Below are 26,463 nucleotides of genomic sequence, written 5' to 3' on the forward strand. Positions count from 1 at the left end.
AATGTTTCGTATTATAGGTCTTTTAGGTCCAAAGACTTAAAAAAAATGCTCTCGGTCCTAAAAATGTCCTTTATTTTACTTTTCTTGACACTGTTCCAAGCGGTAGCGACTAATTCCTATTCACAATCTGTAACGATTTCCGTGAAGACAGATCAGGCCCCGCTAACCGATCTATTCGCTATTATAGAAAAACAAAGCGATTTCTTATTCTTCTATGTGGATTCTGACGTAAAGAACGTAAAAGTGAGCGTGAACGCAACCGATAAGTCCATAGAAAATATCTTATCGCAAGCACTACGCAACACGAGTTTGAAATATTCGATCGAAGGACGGAATATCAATGTATTTAATAAAAACATTGTCGCCCAGCAAACTAAAAAACGTATTACCGGTGTCGTTAAAGATGCGGAAGGAAACGCTATTATCGGCGCTAACGTTGTCGAGAAAGGCACGACCAACGGTACGATTACGGATCTGGACGGTAAATACATGATGGAAGTATCCTCAAACGCGACCCTTGAGTTTTCCTATATCGGTTACATGACACAGTTGCAACCGGTAGGCGGCAAAAACGAGATCAATGTAAACCTGAAAGAGGACACTCAAAAACTGGACGAGGTAGTCGTAGTAGGTTACGGTACACAGACAAAACGTGAGATTACCGGTTCTATCACCAATGTGACCGCTGAGGATTTCAACCAAGGTCTGACTCGTAACGCAGCGGATTTGTTACAAGGTAAGGTGGCAGGTTTAACGATCAATACGGGTTCCGGCGACGTAACGGGCAACTCGACGATTCAATTAAGAGGTATGTCAACCTTGCAAAAGGACCAAGGTCCGTTGGTTGTTATCGATAATGTACCGGGCATGGACATGTCTACGGTTAATCCGCAGGATATCGAATCTATCTCTATCTTGAAAGATGCGTCTTCAGCCGCTATCTATGGTTCCCGTTCAGCGGGTGGTGTTATCCTTATCACTACGAAGAAAGGTTACGCCAGCAAACCGACCATCGCTTATAATGGAGCGTTCGGTGTATCTACCTTGGCCAACAAGCCGAATCTGCTGACGGCGGACCAATGGCGTAGCTATACTTCCTCTACCCCGGGTAAGGATGGTAAGGATTTTGACATGGGAGCGAACACGGATTGGTTCGACGAGATCACGAGAATCGGTTTCCAACAGGATCATGCCGTGTCTTTATCAGGAGGTGGTTCACACCATAACTATAGAGGTTCCCTTTCTTATATGCAACGTGAAGGTATCGCACGCGATAACTCCATGAACCGTTACAACGCCCGTTTCCAATTCTCCCAACGTGCGCTGGAGGATCGTTTGAAAGTAAGCATCACCGGCGTGGCTACCGTTACGGATAACGCACCGACAAATACGACAAACTTCTTGCTTGCCTACAATATGATTCCCGTACGTCCGGTTAAGCTAGAGGATGGATCTTGGTTCGACACACGTGAATACGACCAAGGAAACCCGGTACGTAACCAGAAAGAGAATACACATAAGAACCGCATCAATAATTTCTATGGAACCGCTGATGTCGGTTATACGATTATCGATGGCTTAGAGGCTAAAGTTCTTTTAGCTAAAAGCCGGAACACGGAAGATGAGAGCAAATACAACAGTATCGAGTCTCAAGCCGGTTACAACGATGGCGGTAAGGCCGAACGTTGGTCCAGACTACGTGATAAAGACTTGATGGAATGGACCGCCAATTATTCAGCTGAGTTCAATAAGCATAAGATCAATGCCTTGATCGGTTACTCTTGGGAAGAAGAGAATTATGAGGAGACTCACGTACAGACCCGTGGTTTCGTCACTGATTTATTAGGCGCTAACAATTTGGCCGCAGGACAAAACCTGAACCCCGGAGACGCAGAGTCTGAGAAATGGCAAAGTCGCCTGATCTCTTTATACGCAAGAGCCAATTATAGCTTCAATGAGAAATATATGTTGACAGCTACCGTACGCCGGGATGGTTCTTCCAAATTTGGAACGAATAACAAATGGGGTACCTTCCCTTCCGTTTCCGTGGGTTGGAATATCACCCAAGAATCATTTATGCAAAAAGTAAACTGGCTTAACGACTTAAAGTTAAGTGTCGGTTATGGTATCACTGGTAATCAAACAGGATTGGACCCCTACAAAACCCTCGAGCTTTACGGCACAGATGGTGTATATTATGATACCGGTTCTTGGTTGCCTTCTTATAAGATCAGCCAGAACGCCAATCCGGACCTAAAATGGGAACAAACAGCGATGTTGAACATCGGACTTGATTTCTCCGTATTGGATAGCCGCCTAGGAGGTCGTATCGAATGGTATAACAAAAAGACCTCTGACATGCTTTATACCTATCCGGTACCAACCCCTCCTTATTTATATAATAAGATCATGGCAAACGTAGGTGATATGCGTAATACGGGTATAGAGCTGAGTTTGAACGCAGACGCTATCCGCACAAAGGATTTCGACTGGAACATTTCCTTGAACTTGGCTCACAATGAAAATGAGGTAACTCGTTTATCCAACGATGTATTCACGATGGATAAGATCTTATTAGGTGACGTATTCATCCGGGGTGGAAGCTCCAGTGGTACGCACGTATTGGAAGAAGGACGCCCTATCGGACAATTCTACGGTTTGGTTTGTAACGGTATTGACGAGAACGGTAGATATATCTTGGTAGATAAAGACGGCGACGGCGAGATTTCCGATCCGGCGGATTACGACTACATCGGTTCCGCACAGCCGAAATTGACTTACGGTATCACCAACTCTTTCCGTTACAAGAATTTTGACTTATCATTTTTCTTGCGTGGAACGATCGGTAATGATATATTGAACGCGACCCGCATGGCATACGCTCAATCCGGATTCCTGCCGGGCACGAATGCGCTGGACGATCCATTGACCTATACGTTAAGCGAAACTCCTAGATTCTCCAACTATTATTTAGAGAAAGGATCTTTTATGCGTCTCGACAACTTGACTTTAGGTTATAAGATCAAAGCTTTGAACGGTATCCGTGTTTATTTCACGGCACAAAACCTATTCGTTATCACGAAATATAAAGGTCTTGATCCCGAAGTCCCTATGGATTCAGGAGACGGTTTAACCCCGGGTGTAGAACCTCGTGAATTTTATCCGAAGGCACGCACATTCTCTGTTGGATTAAACTTGAATTTCTAATACATAAACAGTAACGATCATGAAAAGATTATTCAAAAATATAATATGTGCCGTACTCGCTCCGGTAGCGCTTGTCTCTTGCATGGATTTGGACGAGAACGTATACGACAAACTTCCTACCGACGAATTCGGGACAACGGAAAAGCAGATCAACGCAATCATGGCTCCGGCATATCAATCTTTGAAAAATATGCTAGCCTACGACGGTCCTTGGGGGGCGGCCGATATGACAGCCGATATCTTGATGGCACCGACACGTGTAGGTGGTGACTGGTGGGACGGTGGACAGTATATGGAACAATGTATGCATAGCTGGAAACCGAACTCTTACTCTGTAGAAAATTGCTGGGATTATTGTACGGGAGGCCTAACTACGGTTAACTCCGTATATAATATTATAGAGAAAAGCGAAGCCATGAGCGATGAGCTTAAGCTTCAATACTTGTCCGAGTTAAGAGGATTACGCGCTTTCTGGTATTATGTAATCGTAGATATCTTCGGTAACGCCCCACTAGTGACAGATTTTGAGGATACCTCCTTGCCCTCCAGCACAAGCCGTGCGGACATTTATAAATATGTGGTTAAGGAATTAACCGAGATCATCCCGAACTTGCGCTCCGATGTATCAGATGCCAGCTACGGTAAGTTTACGCAAGGTGCTGCCCGCATGGTATTGGCGAAGATGTACCTCAACGCCGAGGAATGGATCGGTGAACCGAACTGGAAAGGTGTTGTGGAGCAATGCGACGAGATCATGAAACTCGAATATATCATCGAACCGAATTGGAAAACCAATTTCGAGGTTCATAACGAGGTATCACGAGAGATCATTCTCCCGATCTGCTACAAGGCATCCGATGAGTGGGGCAACTCCATCCATCTTTGGACATTGCATTATCTGGATCCCGATGTATTAGGTTTCACCGGCGGTATGTGGAACGGTATCAACGCCCAGCCGGATTTTGTCCGCACATTTGATACGGAAGATCCTCGTTACGAAGGTTCGTTCTTGATCGGCCCGATGATCGACCCTAGCACGGGAGAGATTTTGAAAACGACCCTAGGACATGACTTGATCCATACGATCGACTTAAATGTGGTACCGGGAACAGAGAAAACCGATGCGGACGGTAACTTAACTCCGTGGGGCGAAGTTCACCAAGAAGACGGCGCACGTATCAATAAGTGGGTATATGAGAAAGGCATGCAAAATACCAATATGGAGAACGATATCGCTATTTTCCGTCTGGCTGATGTATACCTAATGAAAGCGGAAGCCTTGGTTCGCATGGGCGGGGATCTCGGTGAAGCTACTCGTCTGGTAAACGCTATCCGGGAAAGGGCTTATGGTAATTCCGATCATAATTACACGAGCGTGACATTAGATGATATTTATAACGAGCGTGGTTATGAGTTGGCATTCGAATTTGTCCGCCGCCAAGATATGATCCGCTTCGGGACTTATCTGAAACCGAGATATATGAAGCCGAAACAGACTCCGGAATATCGTAAGATCTTCCCGATCCCGTTCAAGGCTTGGCAGAAGAATAATAATTTGGTTCAGAACCCGGGATATCCGGCATTCTAATCATATCAGTCTGTTTTTAATCTCAATTCTTTAGACCCCAATTCAATTATTAATCATAATATGAACAAATTTATGAAAGAGGTAAATAAACAATCCAGTCCGACTGGAATCTCTAGAAGGGAATTCCTTGGGATGGCAGCCACAGGCGCTGCCGCCCTTACGATCCTGCCCAGCTTTACCGTAGCGGGATTAGGACATGTAGCTCCCAGCGATAAGCTTTATATCGCGAAAATAGGCTGCGGCGGTATGGGAGCCGCCGATTTGGGTAGCTTAATGAATACGCCGCATAAGAACGCGGCGATCACCTGTCTGTGCGACGTGGATGACCGTCAGTCTGTCGACGCTCGCAAGACCTATCCAAAAGCTAAGTATTTTAACGACTTCCGTGAGATGTACGAGAAGGAAGGCAAGAACTTCGATGCCGTATGTATCTCCACCCCGGATCATAACCATGCGATCCAAGCTTTCGGCGCTATGCGGATGGGTAAGCACGTATATCTGCAAAAACCGATCGCGCACGATATTTACGAGGCACGTATCCTTACCGAGGCTGCCAAGAAATATAAGGTCGTGACCCAGATGGGTGACCAAGGTAACTCTTGCGACGGTATGCGTACCCTTCGTGAATGGCTCGAGGCAGATCTGTTGGGTGACATCCAGAAAGTATATTGCTGGACCAACCGCCCCGTATGGCCGCAAGGTATTCCTTGGCCGAACCAGAAACCGCCTGTTCCTAAAGGCTTGAATTGGGATTTATGGTTAGGAACAGCGGAGTATGTAGACTATGTGGATAATTTGGTTCCGTTCAACTGGCGTGGTTGGTGGCGTTTCGGTACAGGCGCTCTTGGAGATATGGGTTGCCACATCATCGGCCCTCCATTCAAATTGCTTCAATTAGGTTATCCGACCGAGGTTTCTTGCAGTACGACCAATGTTTACTCCGGTATCTTCGAAGAAGCCTATTATCCTGAAAGTTGCCCGGTAGCCAGCTCGATCCGTTATAAATTCAAGAAGAAAGACGGAAGCGACTTGAGTCTGTATTGGATGGACGGCGGTATCATGCCGGAACGTTTCGAGGAGATCGACCCAGATGCCGATATGACCTGCACGATGGGAGACTTGGATATGATGGACGTAGAAGGCGCAACCGTATTCGTAGGTACGAAAGGTATGGCTTCTTGTGGCTGGGGTGGTTCCGATCCAAGATTCTGGCCGAAGGGGGTAAAGGCGAACAAGAAACCTTTATTCGACAAAGACGTGAACATTCCTCATAAATATAAACGTATCGAAGGGGGTACGAATGGCCACTATTGGGCATGGATCGACTCTTGTATCGCAGGGTACGATAAGGCAAACGTAGAATCTCCGTTCGAAGGATACGCCGGTCCGTTGACTGAGACCGTATTGATGGGTAACTTGATCTTACGGAGCCATAATATCCGGGAACAAGTGAAACATAACGACTCGATCTACGGAGAGCGTGAAGGCTTCATCTATCCGGGAAGAAACAAGACTTTCCTATGGGATGGAGCGAATATGCGTATCACCAATTTCGAGCGGGCGAACCAATTCATCAAGCGGAAATACCGCGATGGATGGGAAGACCTGAAGTTATAAAAGCTAACAGGAATCTAACGGTAACCTAACAGGAACCTAACAAATTCCTAATAATTATCTAACAAGTTTCTAACAAACAACAAACATTCATAATAGCGATGAAAAAGATTTATAGCAGTATTATGGCCGTAGCCTTATTCGCGTCGGCCCTGTCATGTACCTCCGGCGGTAATACCAACGATGCCGGAACGCAAACCGCCCAAGCCCAAGCCCTCGATAGCGACGGTATCCCTACGGGAGGCGAGTGGATCACCATGTTCGACGGCAAGACCTTGAACGGATGGCGCGGCTATTGCCGTCAGGATGTACCCCAAGGTTGGGTGGTTGAAGACGGATCGATCACCTATAAAGGTAGCGACAATAAGGCAGACACGGGCTTCGGCGACTTGATCTACGACAAGAAGTTCAAAAATTTCGTTTTCGAGATCGAATGGAAGATCGACAAGGCCGGTAATAGCGGTATCTTCTATACAGCGCAAGAAATTGAGGGTACACCTATTTATTACTCCAGCCCAGAATATCAGTTACTCGACAACGAGAATATGCCGGACGCATGGGAAGGTTGCGACGGTAACCGTCAGGCCGGTGCCGTATATGACATGATTATGCCGGATCCACAACCCGTAAAACCGTACGGAAACTGGAACAAGACGAGAATCGTTGTCTATAACCAACGCGTGATCCATTACATGAACGACGTGAAAGTGCTGGAATTCCAGTTCGGTACACCGGTATGGCGCACATTAGTGGATCATAGTAAGTTCAGCAAGTTCAGCACGAGTCCGGAGAAATGCCCGGAAGCTTACGACTTGATGCTACAATGCGGAAAACAACCGGGTTACATCGGTATGCAAGACCACGGTTATGGTGTTTGCTTCCGCAATATCCGAATCAAAGAGCTCTAAAATCGTATGAGAATAGAGATTTGTCAATCTTATGAGGCATTAAGCCTTAAGGCAAAAGAGATTGTTACCTCAGAGTTAGGGCAGCACAAGGCACTTACGCTTTGTGCCGCCACTGGGGGCTCTCCTACCCGGATGTATGAGTTGCTGGTAGAGGAAGCCGGTCGCCAACCGGAATTATTCTCCCAATTCACGGTACTAAAGCTTGATGAATGGGGAGGAATCCCGATGGACCACCCGGGTACGTGCGAGTCGTATCTACGGAACTATTTCGTAGGTCCGCTTCAAATCCCGGAAGACCGGTATATAGCGTTCCAAAGCGATCCGGAGAACCCTGAGGCGGAATGTGAGCGGATCCAACAGATACTGGATCAAAAAGGCCCTATCGACATTTGTATATTAGGAATAGGGATGAACGGCCATATCGCCTTGAACGAGCCGGCTCCTTCCTTACATACGAATTGCCATGTGGCTCATCTGTCCCAGAAATCATTGCAACATCCCATGATCGCCGGGGATACGGAGAAACCGGGATACGGACTGACATTGGGCATGGCGAATATCTTTCAGTCACGCCTGATTATCCTTCTTATCAACGGGATAAAGAAAAGGGAGATTACTCAAGCTTTCCTTGAACAGAAGATCTCGACGGAGTTGCCGGCCTCCTTATTGTGGCTGCACCCGAACGTGATTTGCCTGATCGACAGGGAAGCGGCGCATAGTTCTAATTAAGCTTTTACAATTATCATGAAATACGCTATCGCATTAGACATTGGAGGAACAAGCATAAAATATACTCTTGTGAACCAGAATGGCGACATTCTTTACGAATCGTCGGAAACCACACAATCAAAAGAGAATCCACGCCCATTATCCGATACCATAAAAAGTATCGTACGGAAAATGACAGACTACGCCCGTTCCCGGGATTGGGGGATTTACGGAATTGGCATAGGTGTACCTTCCGTAGTAGATAATGGGGTGGTTCTCTTTGCCAATAATCTTCCTGAACTAGATAACCAACAATTGGATCTTGCGTTAGCGGAATTTAATCTACCGGTATTCATCGACAACGACGCAAACCTTATGGGGTTGGGCGAGGTGATATATGGGGCGGCTAAAGGTCTCTCCGATATCGTTTTCCTGACGGTGGGTACCGGCATAGGGGGCGCCTTGTTCTTGAACGGCCGGCTTTATGGCGGCTACCGGAACCGGGGCACCGAACTTGGGCACTTAATTATTCATGGTCTGAATGGGAATCAATGTACTTGCGGAGCGTCCGGTTGCCTAGAGGCACACGCTTCCGTAAGTGCGTTGATCGCCTTATACCGGCAATTATTGGAGAAGAACGGACGAGAGATACCTTCCCGTATCGATGGAAAATATATAGTAGAGCGCTATAAAGCTCAGGAGAAAGAGGCCGTACTCGCTATGGAGGATCATTTCCGGAATCTGTCCCTAGGCGTAGCGAGCCTTATCAACATTTTCGCTCCGCAAAAGGTGATTATCGGCGGAGGCATTTCGGAATCCGGAGATTTCTACATTGACAATATACGGGAGCAGGTCGGGAAATACGTGATGAAGGAAACCTCGTACTTCACGACTATCGAGCTTGCCCGATTAGGAAATAAGGCCGGATGCCTCGGGGCGGCGGCATTGGTGTTTAATCATTGAATCTATCTATCATGAATAAGAATAATTGGATCGTACTCCTCATCTTGTGTATTTGGTTTGTCATTTCTTTTGTTACCAATATATTAGGCCCTATGCTACCGATGATTATCGATAGTTTTGGGCTGAGCCTGACATTGGCCGCATTCTTGCCGTTCTCGTTTTTCTTGGCATATGGCATCATGTCGATCCCGGCAGGAATGATCATCGAGCGTTTCGGGGGAAAGATTTCCTTATTGATCGCTTTCAGTCTGGCGTTTTTGGGTGCGGGGCTTTTCGTCATGTTCCCGACCTACCCTATCGTATTAACTTCCCTTTTCGCTATCGGTCTGGGCATGGCGATGCTACAGGTGATCATATTGCCTTTGATGCGTGAGGCGGGCGGAGAGAAAAAATATGCCTTTAATCAGGTATTGGCCCAGATCGTATTCGGAGCCGCTTCTTTCATGAGCCCGTTCGTCTTGGCCGGACTTATGCGAAAATTAACCGGTGAGGATTCGGCAAACGACTTCTTCATCCGTTTCCTCAAAGGGATAACGCCGGAGAGCTTACCTTGGAGCTCGCTCTATTTTATCTTTACGATTGTTTTTGTCATCATGTTAGTGGTTATCTCTTATGTCAAATTCCCGAAAGTAGAATTAAAGGAAGATGAGAAGGCGGGAACGGTACAGAATTATAAGGAATTGCTCAGGCAAAAACAAGTTATATTCTATTTCTTAGGGATTATCGCTTATGTGGGAACCGAGCAAGGATTGGCGAATTGGATGAGCCTTTTCTTGAATATGTATCATGGGGTCAGCCCGGAAGGAGCCGGGGCTACTACGGTTGCTTGGTTCTGGGGATTGATGTCCATCGGCTGCTTGTTGGGATTGGTGATCGTTAAGTTAATCGACTCAAAGCTGATGTTACGTATCTTCTCGATGATAGCGATCTTTAATTTAGCGATAGCGCTCTTCGGTCCTACGCAAGTAGCGATTATCGCTTTCGCTTGTTGCGGCTTCTCGATCTCGATCATGTTTTCGGTGATATTCGCCTTAGCCCTTAACTCCGTGGATAAGCATCATGGGGCTTTTTCCGGTATCTTGTGTACGGGTATTTTCGGTGGGGCATTGATTCCGTTCATCATTGGTGGACTTGGAGATCTGATCGGGTTGCGCTATTCCATGTTTTTCCTATTTATCACGCTGGGCTATATCTTGAGTATTTCCTATTGGGCAAAACCATTGGTCAAGAATGAGACCGTCAGTCTTAAGGAATTGTTGAAGCAGTTAAACCGTACAAAATAAATATGTATATCTTTGGCCTATAAAATTATCATCCATGAAAAAAGAATCAATCTACCTCATTCTGGCATTTTTTATACTTTGCGCTCACTCTTTATACGCAAATAAAAGCGTACGGTTGTCTTCTCCAAACGGAAAGATCAAGTTTTCCTTGGCTTTGGATAAGAATAGCCCGGTATACAGCGTAACATTTAATAAGCAGACCTTGATCCAAGACTCCCCATTGACGCTGACTTTCGATAATGGGGCGTTCGGGGAAAATGTAAAGATCAACAAACCCGTGTTCAGCACGAAGGAAGAGACCTACGAATTGATCGTCGGTAAGGCGAAACATATACATAGCCTTTCCAAAGAGGTAATCATCCCGCTAGAGGAAACCGTTCAGCCTTTTCGCAAGATTAATCTGGTCGTAAGGGCTTTCGATGACGGTATCGCCTTCCGCTATGAGTTTCCGAAGCAAAAAGGATGGGATTCGTATATCATGTATGACGAGGGAACCACCTTCAACCTACAAAGTAACCCGAACGTAACCACTTTATTCCTCCCCAACTACCAAAGTTCCCACGAAGGTAAATATACGGTCACGGATTATACCGACATGGATAATAAACGATTGATGGATATGCCCGCCCTGTTCTCTTTCCCGAACCATGTTTATATGGCGATTACCGAGGCGGCGGTTCGTGATTACGCCGGTATGTACCTATGGAAAGAAAACGGGGCTCTTCTCGGGAAACTATCACCTAAACTGGGACAAGAACGTATCAAGGTAGAGGCATCCCTACCCCATCAATCTCCTTGGCGGGTCTTGATGATCAGCGATCAAATCGGTTCCTTGATAGCGTCCAATATCCTCACGAATCTCAATGAGCCTTGTAAGATAGAGGATACATCTTGGATTAAGCCGGGTAAGACTACTTTTACGTGGTGGAACGGAAATGTCGTTCCGGATACGACTTTCCTTGGCGGAAACAATTTCCCCACGAATAAATATTACATTGATTTCGTAGCCCGTAACGGATTGGATTATCACTCGATCTACGGGAACGCCGAGCAAGCTTGGTATGACGAGGATGGAGCCGGATTCGGTTCTCCGGGCCCGAAAGCGGACATCTTGAAAGTCGTTCCGAGCCTCAATATGCAGGAGATTTGCGATTACGCCAAGAGCCAAGGCGTACGTATCCATTTATGGACCAACTGGAAACCTCTGTACGCGAAGATAGACGAGGCTTTCGCCCAATTCGAGAAATGGGGAATCGCCGGCATGATGATCGATTTCATGGATCGAGACGATCAAGAGATGATCCGCATCCAAGAAGAGTTCTTGGCGAAGGCGGCCAAGCATCATCTATTCGTTCAGTTCCACGGAGCTTGCAAGCCGTCTGGATTGAACCGTACCTATCCCAATGAGTTCACCCGCGAGGGTACGCTTAATTATGAGCATTGTAAATGGGACAAGGATACCGATGCGGATCATGACATCCATATGCCTTTTACCCGTTTGTTAGCGGGAGCGACAGATTATCATTTAGGTGGTTTCCGCTCTTTGCCAAGGGATAAGTTCAAGAACCAAGAACGTAACCCTTATGTAATGAGTACCCGTTGCCATATGTTAGCGATGTACGTGGTATTAGAGAGCTATCTCGGCATGATTTGCGATACGCCGGAGGCTTACGAGGGACAACCGGGATTCGAGTTCCTAAAAGCCGTGCCTACGACTTGGGACCAAACAGTCGTTCCGAACGCTTCCGTCAATGAATACGTAACGATCGCCCGCAAAAAGGGAGAGGATTGGTTTGTCGGTACGATCAATAACAGCCAAGCACGCAGTATCGATGTAGACCTCAAGTTCTTGGATAAGGACAAGAAATATAAGATAACGATCTATAAAGATGCTGAAGATACGAATATAGACTCGAACAAACTCGTAAAAGAGGTTAAGGAGATCACCTACAGGGATAAAATCACCCTTCCGCTGGCCTCCGACGGAGGATCGGTCTTTCATATTCAACCCATCTGACGCAATCCACCCACTGCAACCCGGGTTGCAGTGGTACTGCAAGGCTGATGCAGTAATACTGCAACGCCCATACAGTAACGCTGCAACGCCCGTGCAGTAACAAGACACAAAGCTTTCGGATAAAAGCAAGTATTGGAGGAACCGGAACAATTGATTACTTTTGTCCTCAAAAGTATATAAATGAGTTACAATTGGAATACACGGACGGAACTTTTGTTTGGAGCCGAGCGTATGGAGCGCTTATCCCGTAGCCATGTATTAGTAGTTGGGTTAGGAGGTGTGGGAGCTTATGCCGCCGAGCAGATTTGCCGGGCCGGAGTAGGAAAGATGACAATCATAGACGCCGATACGGTAAACGAGAGTAATATCAACCGCCAATTGCCCGCCCTTCATTCCACCCTAGGGATGCCGAAAGCCGAGGTCGTAGCCAAGCGTTTGCTCGATATCAATCCCCAGTTGCAACTAACCGTCCTGAATGAATTCCTGCGAGACGAGCGGACGGAGGAGGTACTCCTATCGGCCCCTCTCGATTTCGTGGTAGATGCCATCGATTCCCTAAGTCCCAAAGTATTCCTCATGTACCAGGCTTATATCCATAAGATACCCATCGTGTCCTCCATGGGGGCGGGCGCTAAGGTAGACCCGTCCTTGGTACGGATTGCGGATATCTCCAAGACAATCAATTGCGCCCTTGCGAAAGCGGTGCGGAAACGGTTGCGTCCTCTAGGCGTAAGCAAGGGGATTCCCGTCGTATTTTCCACCGAGTTCGCCGATCCGGACGCCGTGATCGAAGTTGAAAACGAAACATGTAAACGTACGACCACGGGAACGGTCTCTTATATGCCGGCTACGTTCGGCTGTTTCCTTGCCTCGCACGTCCTAAGAAACTTGATATGATACAAACCGAAGGAATAACGAAAAGTTTCGGTGCCTTACAAGTGCTAAAAGGTATCGACCTCACGATAAACAAGGGCGAGGTTGTCGCTATCGTAGGCCCCAGCGGGGCGGGTAAGACAACTTTGTTGCAAATCATCGGCACGCTCGACGCACCGGATAGTGGGCGACTGGTTATCAATGGCACGGAGACAAGACGATTGGGCGATAAGGAATTGGCGGCTTTCCGCAACCGGAATATCGGCTTCGTCTTCCAGTTCCATCAATTATTGCCGGAGTTCACGGCCTTGGAGAACGTGATGATCCCGGCACTGATCGCCAAGGAGAAATCGGCCGTGGCCGAGAAGCGAGCGAAAGAGATGCTGGACTTCCTGAAACTCTCCGATCGCATGGCACACAAGCCTGCCGAGCTATCCGGCGGAGAGAAGCAACGGGTAGCGGTAGCCCGTGCGCTTATCAACAATCCGGCGGTTATCCTAGCCGACGAACCTTCCGGAAGTCTCGATACCAAGAACAAGGAAGAATTGCACGCCCTCTTTTTCGAGTTAAGAGACCAGATGAACCAGACGTTCGTCATCGTGACGCATGACGAACAACTGGCTACAAATACAGACCGTGTAATCCATATTAGAGATGGAGTGGTAGAAGCTGCTTATTGAACCCGCAGCTTCACCGTCTTCTGATCGTGTGCGATCTCCGCACGGATGATGTAGATGCCTGCCGGGAGATCGAACGTATAAGTCGGGCGAGCGGGATATAAGGTACGTACCAAACGACCCATCGGTGTAAACACTTGTATCCGCTTCAACGCCTCGCTCGCGCTGGCCACGACCCTACCCGATACGGCGGAATAGACAGAGATAGATTCCGCATTGTCTACCCCCTCATTACCGGTAGGCGAGCCCGCGCTTAGGAAGTAACGTCCATGGCTGCTGCCGTCCAAACGCAAGGTATACGTATCGTCCGACAACTCCGTACTCTTGCGGGTCACGGCATCGTACAGGTAAAGCGTCTCCGCCCAATCGCCGATACCCTCTATCGTCAGTGTAACCTCGCCCTTACCCTCGCCGGCATATACGCCAAGGGGCACTTGGTCGATCCGTCGTGCTACGTTCACGCCCACGGCACGAGTCCCGGCGATAGTGTACACCTGCGGGATCTCCTCCAGTTCCGTATCCAGCAAGATTACGGCATCCTTATCTGCCTCATAGCTGTTCGTAGCATCATCCTGCCGCGTCAGCAAGGCCGTGCTGCGATATGCATCCCGCTCCGCTGTCAGCCTCAATACCGGGTTCTTGGCCATAGCGGTACGCAAGGAAGAAGAGACCTTCTCCGGCTCTCCTTGCATCATGGAGGGATCGAAACGAACGACCTTCAGATCGGCACCGGTTGTCGTACCTTCCGCTTTCGTTTTGGCCGCATCTTTCAGCTCTACAAAGAAGGCCTGCATGGGGGCGATAACGGCTCCGGAAGTAGTATCAGTATCTCCATTTTCCCATGCCACATCAAGCGTACCGACAACAAGCCCCTCTCCAATCTTCGTATCCAATGTCCAATATTTTTGCGCTAAGATAGCCTCATTCCCTTTCAAGAAACGAGCGATATCCAACGGATACATATACGGATTACCCAGCAGGAAGTGCTTACCGTCACCATCGGCGATGGCACGGACGGTTCCATTATCCGTATTCCACCATTCTTCCGTTCCATTCGCATCTGTCAATACCACCTCGATAGGCTCGTTATCCGCCAGCTTGCCGGCATTGATCCGTTCCGCTAAAGTCGGGGCTTTGGTCATGGCGGCTCTCAATGTAGCGTTTTTCGTCTCCGGTTTCCACGGTTCATAGTCGTAAGAGTCATCCGCTTTCGGCAGGCGTACCAAGACATTTCCATTCAAAGCATCCGCATTCTTCTTTTCTACGCTGGCATAGAATCCCTTTCCTAATGCGTAAGGGACGTTCACATCGTTGTATTCACGGCTCCAGTTGGATTGGACTACCTCGTAATGAGTTGTATCCAAACCATTCTCCGGAAAAGAAGCTATTTGATCTGCTTCGCTCTTCGGCACGTACATCGTGATCGCCTTGTCCCAAGCTTTCTGGTAGAAGGCAGGAGCTTGGCGGTCGTTGTCAGCCGTGCTGTAGGTGATATCGGCGAAAGCATTGGTGTTCTGACGGCCCGTGTTCTTCACGGTGTACATATCGCCGGCGAATACGCTTTGCAGGGGCGATGCCATCCAATATTTCGCATTAGGTGTCATCTCGAATTCCACGCGGGCGGTGTCGTACGTCAGGAGTTGCTGACGGCGTAACTGCGCCTCGGGTTTGAAATAGATAGCCTTTACCTTATTTATATAGTACGGAGCTACGATAAGTCCTTTATCATTCTTATTTACCGCCATATCATATTGGATATATTGGGTAGCCTTTGTTTTAGATGTCGTATCAATTCCTTGCAGTAAATTCTTATCCTCTTTCAAGTCTTCCAATTCCAGCGTCTGCCCTCCCGGGATCGTGATACGGGTGAAATGAAGCGGGGCGAAGGCGGCAGTCACAAGATCATTACCGTTGGCATCCGTACCGTCTGTTCCCTTTGGATCTATATACAATTCCCCTTTCGTAGACTGATGCCAGTTAGCGTCATTATACCATGCCTCGCCGGTGTTTGTACCCTGCCAAGTCAGATACTCCGGTACGATCTTGACAAGCAAGGTAGCATATCCCTCGCAAGAGCCTTTTACGAAAATTCCGTCCTTATATTCACCGAATGGAATATAGAGTGAATAGATTTGGCCTTCGGCGAAGTCTTTATAAGCATCCTCATTAAAGGTCATCGAGAATAATCCGCCGCCATTATCACTTCCACCTTTAGCTTTCGCAGACAAATTCGTCAACTTACCTACCGCAGTATACGTCTGCCCTTGTCGCAAGAATATAGTCGTAGCCTCATCATCCTTGTCACCATACGGCATACCTAATTGGTTAGATTCTTTCATACCCATTGTCAGGCCTTCTCCTTGAATGGGAATATCCGTTATGCTTCCCTCCATGATATTCGGCAAGCCGATACGCAGGGGTACATAGGGATAATACTCCATTCCTTCCGGGTACTCCACATCCGGGAAACCGGCAAGTAGTGTCGGAGCGGGAGCGGCTTCCATTGTTAATTCGTGAGGCTCATTACAAAAGAGCCATATACGTCCCTTTTCATCCTCATGATCATCAGGCAAGTAAGGAATCGCCACCACCTTTTCTGTCCAGCGGAACTCTGCTTTTCCATACTCACCACCAATCACTAATCGTGGCTCGTTGTCTACATCACCTAAAAGCAATTCCTTCAATTGTTGGATTACCTCCTTGTAATTCTCTTCGCAATACTGAATCAAACCATTCGCAGAAGCGTCGGTATTACCAAGTTGTTTTCTATAAGAGCTCAATATATCCGTTAAAGGCAACACATTTGTGTTAAAGTCCTCGAAAGTCAACGAATCTCCCAAGAACCAATCGAATGTATATGGCACATCAGGGAAAACTTTTTCAAACTCATCTGTTACCCCAAGTGAATTATTGTCTTCATCTACTTCTTCCACCAACACGATAGCCTTTTCAATCACGCTGATCCGTCCCTCACAAGCGATCGCACCCTCCGGAAACTGGGTCTTGGTATTTGCCACGATCGTAACGGATGGGAGTACGGTGAAAGGAGTCGTCAGAAGGCAAGGATCGTCGAAGCCATATCCCGCATAGGCATTCGGGAAATTCACCACTTCATCACTAGTCACTGTTGCGGCCGCACTAAATATCACCACATCATACTTGCCGGAAGCAGGCTCTACCTGCGTCCCGCTTCCGTATGGTTTCTCACCTTTATATTTCAGCTCCGTCTTATTCACATCAATGGCACCCAACTGGATGATATTTGTATTTTCCGCATCCCACCAAGGCACACGAGGACGAGAGATACCCATCACCGAACATACGGCTCGTATCAATTGTTCATATATCTCATAACCGTTCATGACCGCATCTATATTAATATTTTGCGGATCCGGTACGATATAGTCCCAATTTTGTTTTTGACAAAGTGTTTCCAAACCCTCTGTCAAATAGTTGATATAGGCTGCCTTATCCTCGTATGGTCCACCATATTTTTTTGTGACGAGTGTGTCTATATCCGCATTCCAAACGTTGGTCTTGGCATCGTATAAGAAATCATTGATCATACGTAGGTTGACAACAATCTGCCGATGCATTGCGGTCTCATAACTTGTCAGACCTTGAAATCCATCATGATTTAACCCTTTCTCTGTCGGAACGATGATACGATACACTTTGCTTCGATTGTTATAGTTCTCATTCGCATAGTCCTTCAAATCCGTATTCAATGTAATCCAGTCTTCAGGCTTGTCTATCTTCCCGGTTTCTCTTTTATCGGTAGCTCCGATATAAACGTTTCCGATCGTTTTATTGAGATTATTTTCCCTTTGCCTTGGATCACCCCCCATCAAACCATAGCGGTATTTCCATATATGCTTTGAGTCTTCCGTAACACCGTCTTTCATTTTATCTTCAATAGTAGCTAACGAATTCGGTTCAATGCTCCACCCCATATTATTAAGCAAAAGCTCATATTCCGTAGAAATGGTCAGGTTGGCAGAGGAACATACATCTACTCGTTTCACGTCGATCTTGGGCTTGGTGCGGTAGATACGCAGACCATCGATGGCGTAGTCCGCACCGCTAGCATGGATCGTGTTGTTTTGTACTTCCAAATAATAGTTTCCATAACCTGCAAGCGATTGAGATACCGAAAATGTGTACATTAATTGCTGCCATTTACCGATGTTTACATTAGCTGGATTTTTCATAGAAGATTCACCGGTATAACTAGTCAATACATCCCCCGATGTAAAACGGTGTAAGACAACTTCCGTCCCATCTTTCTTCTCTCCAATAAAAAGAAGATTGATATTAGGAGGAAGAGGGCCATCGGTACCTTTATACTCGCACGTTGTCATATCATTTATCCAAAAGTTTACCAAAAGGCTGGTATGCTGACATACTTCACCATCCAGCTTAATTTTCACCAAACGCCCCGGCATGTTTGCCGCATCCACATAAAAGAAATATCCTAATGATTTTTTTCCAGTATTATAATAAGTCCGGTCATAGATTGCCTGTGGATTGGGGTTCTGATCGTTAAAAAACCATTTGTATTGCATATTCCCCCATCCCTCAGTCTTTGTTGATACATTCTTCACCTCTGCCGTACGAAACAATCCATATTGGTTTTGCAGGGTCTGCAAACGATATCCCCCACCCCACAAATTAACTTGCTTATTTATACTATTTTGATAATCAAAAGGCGCATATCCTGTAACTCCATTTTCCAACCATTTACCTTTATAATCATCCTTGGTTGGAAAACCTATTTCCGCTATATTATTAACGGAATTCAAATCGCCTATATCTATCGTATCATTCCTGTCAAAGTTGATATAACCAATCCTTTCATACAACTCCGGATGGTTATCTGGATCTCGCTTCGGATCCAATGTTCCACGCATCCGTGCTTCCATCATAGCATCATCTTCCAACATAAAACCCGAACCTTCTATCGGAGTTATTATATATCGTGCCAATAGGGGGCTTCGATATTCAACCTTTTCACCATCAATATCTACAGAACCAACAGCCCAAACATCTACCGTGGTGGTTTCCGTAACCAGTAAGGAATCTATCACTTGCACAAAAGGGAACAAAGTATTCTTTACTCTTCCATCGATGCTATGATCTCTTCCATTAACGCTATACCGGAAGTTTTTACCCACTATGATCGGTCCTGAGCTATAGTTTTGATACCATGCGTAATTATTAGCAGTCGCTCCAACTTGCACATTCACGAAGAGACTATCTATCTGTTTATTATATGAAGTCTCTATATTTTGTTCGACAAAGGGCGTATGATCATCTGCTCTTGAAATTTTAATGCGATCCGCAATCTCACTTGCCGGACGGACTACAAACTTATAGCGTACGGATAAGCTTGGCTCTGTTATTGTTATGTTAGTTCCCGTTGGAGCTTCGGTTCCTCCCGGCAGATAATCCACATTCAAACTCAAATCACAAACCACCGTAATGCCCGGTTCCACTTTAGTAGCCGTATACCTAACAGTAGAAGCTCCCACACTACTATTACCTGTTCCCTTACCATCATACAAAGGGAAATACATAAAAAGAGATTTACCATCTGAAGTTTTTCTCAAACAAGCATTCCAGTTAGTACCAGCCCCAACAGAGCCTCCTTTCTGTGGCGGATTTAAATTATTAAACTCAACTTTTATGTTCTCTAAATTATTATTTGTAATAACCAATGTATCGGCTTGTTCATTTACCATATACCAACGGACATACCAGTAATAACGGGGATCCGTATTATACCTCAACTCTGGAATAAACAACTCCCTCGGCACCCCGTCCGCCACATACACCGTATCCACACGTTCTGTAATATCGGTTTGGGGTGAACCATTCTTATAATTGATTGTGTACGTCTGCCCCCACGCCGGCGCAACCGCACCGGCGGACAGGATCAGCAAGCAAGTTAATAACAGGGATTTATATCGTAGGTTGATTGATGGTTTCATCCGTCAGGTCCTCCTTTCTTAGTTTGTTGTTGTTATATTATGGTTGTTGTTGTTTTTCGTAGTTTCTTATTTGAATGGTGTAAGGGATTTGCATCTCTTGCTCCATGTTCTCGCCGTATTTTATCACGAGTGTGAGGACGACCGTGGCATCCGCTTCTCCGCCCAGTTCTTGGGTACGGATCGTGAAAGAGCCGGCTTTCTTCAGACCGCCTTGTCCCGTAAGCGCGGCTTCGGGAATATCCAATTCCGCATCCGTCTCAAAGCTCGTTCCGTCTACGTTTATGGCCGTGATTAGCGGTTTATCCGCACTGGCATTCTCCCAGCTGACGGAACTGTACTTCTCTGTCGCAACATTTCCCCCCTCATTTACCTCATAGCCCTTGATGGAGAAATCTCCTGTCACGCCATCTATGTTGGATATCTCGAAACGGATCGACAAGTCGCCGGCGGCTTGCAGGGTGTGTTCTACAGGTGTCAGGATCTGCACGCCCGTCTTCTCACCATAGACCAAGGCGGTCGGGTAGACTCCGATGGGGAGGCGTTGCTCGGCTACTTCCAATTTTGTCGTGATGTTGGTTATCAAGACCGGGATAATCAGCAGGTCGTTGCGGCGCACGAAACCGAAGCTCGTGGTATGCTCCGTGCGAGGACGGCCTTCGATATCGACACCCAGCAGGATCTCTTTCGCCCCCGCGTTGCCTTCGGGGATGTAGCGGGTATAAGTCTTTATGTTGTGGCCTTCCGCACCGTCCTTGATCTTCGCAGGTACCTCTTGATTCGCTTCGGAAGGGATGATCTCCTCTTTAAATAAATCCGTTTCCTCTACCGTCTCTCCAGTCGGAAGATTCGGGGCCAGTCGCTCCGCACCACCTTCTCCGGCAGTCTCCAAATACTTGTTATTTCCCCAAGGCAAGAGCCAGATCGGCAGGCTTCCCTTGCGGAGGTTCATGATGTCCAATTGTTTTACGGTTATAGGTTTGTCTAAGTTGTTAGTTATCTTCACTTGTACCTTGCCGATCATGCGGATCAAGGGAATCTCGAATTTGTTCTCTGCCGGAGCGGGTTTCAGCGTATACTCCTGGGCGTAGCTGCTCATGGGGATGCGCTTTCGAGACGCTTCCTCGCCTCCGAATTTACCCTTTTTCTCCTCATTCCTTGTATCGATACTCGTTCCCGAGTCCAATATCTTCACCTCCGACAGTTCCGCCAAGGAATGTGCCCCGGTAATTTTTTGATACAACGATGTACCATCTTCCAGCGACTGCAAATTGGCGAACGCATAAAAAGAGTATTTGCCGAGAGGCAACTTCATCTCTACCTCCGTACGAGAATCAGAATCAGCGATATCCGGCGTCCACGTACCATTGCTAGATGTATATCCGGCCAATTCAGCGTTCTCATCATACGCCACCACCAGCCAGTTCGTGATGTCTAGCTCGTATTGATCCTCTTCCTCTTCCCAAGAATCCGCCTTCGTCATCATCTCGCCGGCTTTCGTTTGCGGCGGTCGTGCCGAGCGGGAAGTCCGCAGGGTGATGGTCACGACACAACTGTTCGGGTCGTCGTCGGGGAAATCGCCCCCCCGGTCTTCGCCGCAGGCTACGCAGAGCCAGCAGAAGCAAAGACCGGCGGCGACCGCCATCAATTGGTTATATAGGGTATAACGTCTCATCATTCGCGCTATTTAATAAATCTCAGTTTACAATATACCATCGTTGATACGGATCACCCAGTCTTTCACCTGTATCTTGAAGCAGGCGTACCCCACGATCGTAGGGTCTTCCGGATCAGGCCCATCGGGATTATCCGGGTTGTCAGGATTGTCCGGTCCCGGCGGATCCGGAGGCGTAGGCTTATCCGGGCAATCGGGGCATACCTTCGGCGTAAGGAAGAAGATGATCGAGTACTCATCCTGCCGGTCCAGATACTCCTGCGGGGAGATACGGTGCCCCTCCATCTTGGTGAGAAGGAGGTAATCGTTGAGGTTCACGTTCAGCACATCCTTCTCCCATCCGTGGTGACGGATGATGAGGCGGTAGTTGCGACCCGCCATCAGGCGCATGGTGTTCATCTCGGCCACGGCCACGTATTGCCCGCCCACGGTAGCGCCGGGAGTCGGGTCGGCTCCCAGCTCCACGTTCTCCGTATAATAAGGCAGGTAGTGGATGGTGGGATCTTGCAGCAGGGAATTGTCGTAATCCATATACCCGTTGTCGGCCACGATCCGGAAGGAGAAGTTATTCACGTCCATGTCCTCCCCCATCACGTTTTGCAGCACGACACGTAGCTTGTTGGTATTCTTGGCGAGGCTGATCACCTTCTCCTCGGGCATGTCGCGCGTCACGGTGAAGGTATCGAGGCTATGCCAAAGCGGGTGCAGCTCGTTGGGTTGTGTCGTATCGTCCTCGCGCAAGGTACGTACCTTGACGTCTTGCGCCCTCTCGACAACCCGCGACGCCTCGGCGGGATCGTTCCATGCGTAACTGCCCTTGTCCAGCCCGGCCCAAGAGACTACCTGATAGGTACCCGGCTCCATGTCGAGGGCGATGGAGTTCCGCTCGTCCAGCTCGCTCTTCTCGATCCGCCGCTGGAAGAGGAAGTTCCCTTCTTGGTCGCAGAAGAAGAGCGTAACGAAGTCTACCTCATGCTGGAAAGCGTCGGCGAATTTCATATTATAGTCGTACTTGAAATACAGCCGGAACTCGCAAAGCGGCAGCGAGTCGTCGTGTATCCAATCGCAAGCGTATAGCCCCACGGACAAGGCAGCTACGCCAATCAACTGTTTGCAGGTATGAAATAAACGGTTCATAATCATTTTATTAAGATACACAGTAATCCTCCGCCCGTACTACCGGGGATGGAGGTAAACCATGATGCCCATTATAAGGTTCTTATGATGGGCATCGTAAGGTGGCTTGGATGGGCATCGTAAGGAGCTTACAATGCCCATCGTAGGAATCCCCCGGAGGGGTAGGGTTAAATAATGATGTCTTTGTTCGTGCGTTTCACCCAATCTTTCACGTAGATGGTGACGTCGATGGTAACATCATCCGTCTCATCCGGTTTGTCCGGCGTATCCTTACCCGGCGTGTAAGGCAGCGGGTCACCTAAGCCACGCACACCCGTCACGTACAATTGGTACACGTTGTTACGCACGATACAGAACTCCATCACGCCCATCATACCATCGTTCCCGTTATCGTTATGACGGATCCAGAACTTGTAATAGCTCTTTCCGCCTTTGTATAAGGAAACGTTGTAGAATTGGTACAAATTACCGATCTGATCCGGGGTGAAATTATTCGGATCAGTGTAGGTATCAGGGAGATGACCACCGTCATTCTCATTTTGTTTCTTTCTAAATTCAGTATAGCATAGGCGCATTTTTAGCCCTTCACTCCAGTTTGTTTCGCCCTTAATCATGTCACTAAGATATTTCTTAAATGCGATCTCAAATCCGTTCTGATCAGACATGGAATTAATCGCCTTTTGTACATCAGCAAAATCCGGTAATGTTGTCATCCCATCCCAGCCATTCATTAAGCCTTTCAATAAATTAGGATTCGAACCCTCTTCCAAATTAAATGCGCAAGCGGCAACAGACGGAAGATCTTTATAGACAGAACGGACAGTCGCACCCACACCGTTCTTATGGACTGCCAAAAGGAATGTTTTATTGTTATCTAAAGGAACAGACTCAATAGAACCCGCATCTTTATTATAGAAACTGACTTTAAAATTATCACCATCTGGCATAAACTCAGACTCGAAAATAACGCCGGTAGAATAACCATTTACTTGCGCCTCACGATCCAACGTGTTCTCCTTGGTGTACACGACGGGGTAATATATTCTATCATTCACTCCATAATAAGGTTCAGTCTCAGCCTCAGGAATCTTAGACATATTCTCAACCCTATTTAAGTCTTTGTTTTCCGGATTAAAATAGTTGATATAAGAGTCCTTGAATTGAGTCCAAGGATCATCGCCATCATTCATAGGTACCTTCTTTTGGCTGATCGACGGATCCAGCACATAATTATAAGAGCCATTCGCCTCATTTAGCGTCATCATAGACCATACTTCATCACCCAAATATTTAAAGTCATTACCACTTTCAGTATAATTTCCAGCCATCGCATCCGCTAAACTTGACCCTTCGCCAAAGTTCTTAGTCGCTTTAGGAGAGACCTGCTTAAACACGTAGCTGTTACCCTTCCATTGGTTCACGACCTTGTAACCCGTCAATTTGAATGAGCCTTTATTTTTTACCGGAGAGCTTTCGAGTATTTTATCTATCTCTAATACAGCAGCATATCCCAAGTCGATACGTGCGGCCATACGCTCCACGAATACGGTTGTTGTCGCCGGTTTCGTCTCATCTGTATTTTCCACGGAAATGCGAACAAGCGAATTCCCTATGCCATCTACGCCTTTCATCTTGTGCGTAGACATAATGAAGTGATCCGCTTTCGAAACCTGATTAGTGCCAGTCCATAAATCCTTTAAAGTTACTCTGTCTCGTAAGTCACCCAAAGTAGTAATACCCTCTATTCTATTTCCGGCATTAACTACTGTAAAGACTTGATACGTATGTCCTTCTGTTGTCAGCTCCTCATTCATCGTCACCTTCATCGTCACTTTTCCGGCACTGTCATGATTAGGCTCGCCACCTCCACTCGGATCAACACCGGTCTTAGATTCATACCAACCCTGTCCGGCAATCTCTAAACTTTTATTTACGTCATCATTAAAGAAGTCCAAGGGGTTAGAGTCAAATGTATTACCGTCATATTTCACCAAGAAGATATTAACATCATACACCTTACCCTCATTAGCGCCATCGAACTCTTCCAAGAAACCGTTGCCGTCCTCGCCCCAGCCGGCACCATCGTTATTAGGATTAGAAGGAGTTCCTCCCGCCTTCGTCAATGCCCCCTTCGACACCGTGGAGACGTTCACTGTCATATAGACTTTGCCGCTATCGCCCTCACCACCGGAATTGCCTCCGTTTTCGATATCATCGGAGCAACCCGTAACCGCCAGCAAGAAAGCGGCAGCCGCACTTAATAAATAATTCTTTTTCATGTTTCTCATCCGTTTTTATATTTGACACTCATTATTATCATCCTACGATCACGACTCTCGCCATCAATCAGCCAGTTCCTCCCGCTTCGCGGCGATCTGCCTCAAGTTCTCCTCCACCTGCGAGGCTACGGAAGGATCGTCGGACAACTTACCCAGTAGAGCCTCCGCCTCGTCCAACCGGTTCTCCAGCATAGCGATGGCCGCCTCCGCCAAGGTACGCTCCGCGGAATCGGAAGTCTTCGTCAGATAACGACGAGCCGATTCCAAGCGACCCGCGTCGATCGCCGTAAGGGCGGCGTTCAGGTTCGATACCGGATCGTCCGGATACATGCGCACGGCAATCTCGAACACCTCGCGGTAAGCGTCGCTACCCGGTTCCATCGTCTGCGCCACCCGGAACATCTCGTTTAGACTCAACTGCCTAGGGTCCGAATAGATCAGCTCACGGGCCTCCTCTACCGTAAACGAACGGATCGTGTAGCGCACCGCGTAATCCGAATGGCGCAAGGCGGGATAAATATCACGCAAGAGTACCCGATACGAGGCCCCCCCGTTCAACGCCTTCAGCTTCGCCTCGCGGCGGTCGTAATCCTTCGGCTCGTCCGCACGGATGATGGCCAGCAACTCCTCCTTGTCCGCAAGCGAGGAGTTCTCCACCCGTTTCTCCAATCCGGCCCAGTCCTCCGGCTCGAAATCCACCGTGAAACGGGCCTGCTCGAAGTGGTAAAGACCCTTCACATATTCGATCAACGCCTTGGCGCGATGCTCGGCCAAATAAGTGTCATGCTTATAGGTACCTTCCGGCGACGCGAAACCCTTGATATATACCTCCGTGATGGTAGCGTAAGGATCCTCCTTCACCGACGACACGGTCTCAAGGATCTTGCGCAGCTCTGAGGGATTATCGCGATACTCGGGATATATCTCCGTGCGGTTTACCGGGAAGTCGAGGAAGGCGCTTCCTTCCTTCACACGCTCTTTCACACGCTCCGCCTCCGGCGTGACGTAGGCCAAAAGCGGCCGCAATACCACAGGCTCCGCGATCCGGATCGGGAAAAGCGGCGACTTGTCATTGCTCAACGCCTCCCAGCCGCAACCGCAAAAATCGGCTACCAGCGACACCTCCGAACGCTCCATCCACTTGGCGAAAGGAATAGAGGCATGGTAATCGAACGTCTGCTCCTTCCCATTGTAACGGCGTAAGACAAACTCCCCGTTCGCCGCCGCGTCGCGCCCGGACCGGTCGTACTGGATCTGGCGGTTACGCCCGTTCACAATCACGGGAGGCAAAGCCCTTACGCTATCGCCCCGCTCGATCAGCGGCGTACAGACCAAACTCCGGTTGGCCGATAGCGACAACTCGTCCAACGCTAGTTTCATATCAATTATCAAGCGATCGCCCACATGCTCCACCAACCGCTCCTTCACGACGATGGCGGTAGCCGTCTGCTGCGCCTGTACGGGAATCGTAGTACCCACACAACCGGCCAAACATGCGATCCCAAGTATCATCCATCCTTGTAGATTCTTCATTTTTCAGTCCTCCA

At 47.8% G+C, this 26,463-nt stretch carries 15 protein-coding genes; 10 read left to right on the top strand and 5 right to left on the bottom strand.

The genetic code is table 11. The features are described 5' to 3' along the window. Positions 1-63 precede the first annotated feature (63 nt). The 10 genes from ACYIA1_RS15405 (at position 64) to ACYIA1_RS15450 (ending at position 13,841) form a co-directional block, all read left to right on the top strand. Positions 64-3,207, top strand: a complete 3,144-nt coding sequence (locus ACYIA1_RS15405; RefSeq protein ID WP_146375862.1) for a SusC/RagA family TonB-linked outer membrane protein — start codon at positions 64-66, stop codon at positions 3,205-3,207. A gap of 19 nt (positions 3,208-3,226) precedes the next feature. Continuing rightward, on the top strand, positions 3,227-4,795 hold the full coding sequence (locus ACYIA1_RS15410) for a RagB/SusD family nutrient uptake outer membrane protein (protein ID WP_005863947.1): 1,569 nt from the start codon (positions 3,227-3,229) through the stop codon (positions 4,793-4,795). Positions 4,796-4,867: 72 nt separating this feature from the next. Continuing rightward, positions 4,868-6,412 (top strand): Gfo/Idh/MocA family protein, encoded by a 1,545-nt coding sequence (locus tag ACYIA1_RS15415; protein WP_413634070.1) that lies wholly within the window; start codon positions 4,868-4,870, stop codon positions 6,410-6,412. 98 nt (positions 6,413-6,510) lie between these two features. After that, positions 6,511-7,317 carry a 3-keto-disaccharide hydrolase gene (locus ACYIA1_RS15420; RefSeq protein ID WP_480335776.1) on the top strand — a complete coding sequence of 269 codons (807 nt, stop codon included), beginning with the start codon at positions 6,511-6,513 and terminating at the stop codon, positions 7,315-7,317. 6 nt (positions 7,318-7,323) lie between these two features. After that, complete coding sequence (locus ACYIA1_RS15425) at positions 7,324-8,046, top strand: galactosamine-6-phosphate isomerase (RefSeq protein ID WP_008773295.1); 723 nt, start codon at positions 7,324-7,326, stop codon at positions 8,044-8,046. Positions 8,047-8,061: 15 nt separating this feature from the next. Beyond that, positions 8,062-8,988, top strand: a complete 927-nt coding sequence (locus tag ACYIA1_RS15430) for an ROK family protein (protein WP_005863941.1) — start codon at positions 8,062-8,064, stop codon at positions 8,986-8,988. Positions 8,989-8,999: 11 nt separating this feature from the next. Continuing rightward, positions 9,000-10,271, top strand: a complete 1,272-nt coding sequence (locus ACYIA1_RS15435; RefSeq protein ID WP_480335779.1) for an MFS transporter — start codon at positions 9,000-9,002, stop codon at positions 10,269-10,271. Between the two features lie 34 nt (positions 10,272-10,305). Then, positions 10,306-12,288 carry a glycoside hydrolase family 97 protein gene (locus ACYIA1_RS15440; RefSeq protein ID WP_211738588.1) on the top strand — a complete coding sequence of 661 codons (1,983 nt, stop codon included), beginning with the start codon at positions 10,306-10,308 and terminating at the stop codon, positions 12,286-12,288. Between the two features lie 180 nt (positions 12,289-12,468). Beyond that, positions 12,469-13,185, top strand: coding sequence for a tRNA threonylcarbamoyladenosine dehydratase (locus ACYIA1_RS15445; RefSeq protein WP_036611158.1), 717 nt, complete (start codon positions 12,469-12,471; stop codon positions 13,183-13,185). Further along, positions 13,182-13,841 carry an ABC transporter ATP-binding protein gene (locus ACYIA1_RS15450; RefSeq protein WP_005863932.1) on the top strand — a complete coding sequence of 220 codons (660 nt, stop codon included), beginning with the start codon at positions 13,182-13,184 and terminating at the stop codon, positions 13,839-13,841. Before ACYIA1_RS15445 ends, ACYIA1_RS15450 begins: the two co-directional genes overlap by 4 nt. Here ACYIA1_RS15450 and ACYIA1_RS15455 read toward each other — a convergent pair. The 5 genes from ACYIA1_RS15455 to ACYIA1_RS15475 form a co-directional block, all read right to left on the bottom strand. Beyond that, positions 13,835-19,828: a hypothetical protein gene (locus tag ACYIA1_RS15455; RefSeq protein ID WP_480335782.1), complete on the bottom strand. Its 5,994-nt coding sequence runs from the start codon at positions 19,826-19,828 to the stop codon at positions 13,835-13,837. The two genes, ACYIA1_RS15450 and ACYIA1_RS15455, sit on opposite strands and share 7 nt — an antisense overlap. Positions 19,829-19,865: 37 nt before the next feature. Then, complete coding sequence (locus ACYIA1_RS15460) at positions 19,866-21,503, bottom strand: hypothetical protein (protein WP_480335783.1); 1,638 nt, start codon at positions 21,501-21,503, stop codon at positions 19,866-19,868. A 24-nt stretch (positions 21,504-21,527) separates the two neighbouring features. Next, positions 21,528-22,637, bottom strand: coding sequence for a FimB/Mfa2 family fimbrial subunit (locus ACYIA1_RS15465; protein WP_480335785.1), 1,110 nt, complete (start codon positions 22,635-22,637; stop codon positions 21,528-21,530). A gap of 167 nt (positions 22,638-22,804) precedes the next feature. After that, a complete protein-coding gene (locus ACYIA1_RS15470; protein ID WP_480335787.1) occupies positions 22,805-24,916 on the bottom strand; it encodes an Mfa1 family fimbria major subunit in 2,112 nt (703 codons plus the stop codon). 63 nt (positions 24,917-24,979) lie between these two features. Continuing rightward, a complete protein-coding gene (locus ACYIA1_RS15475; protein WP_272057323.1) occupies positions 24,980-26,449 on the bottom strand; it encodes a DUF3868 domain-containing protein in 1,470 nt (489 codons plus the stop codon). Positions 26,450-26,463: the final 14 nt, after the last annotated feature.

It is taken from the genome of Parabacteroides sp. KHUB-02, from assembly GCF_056640955.1.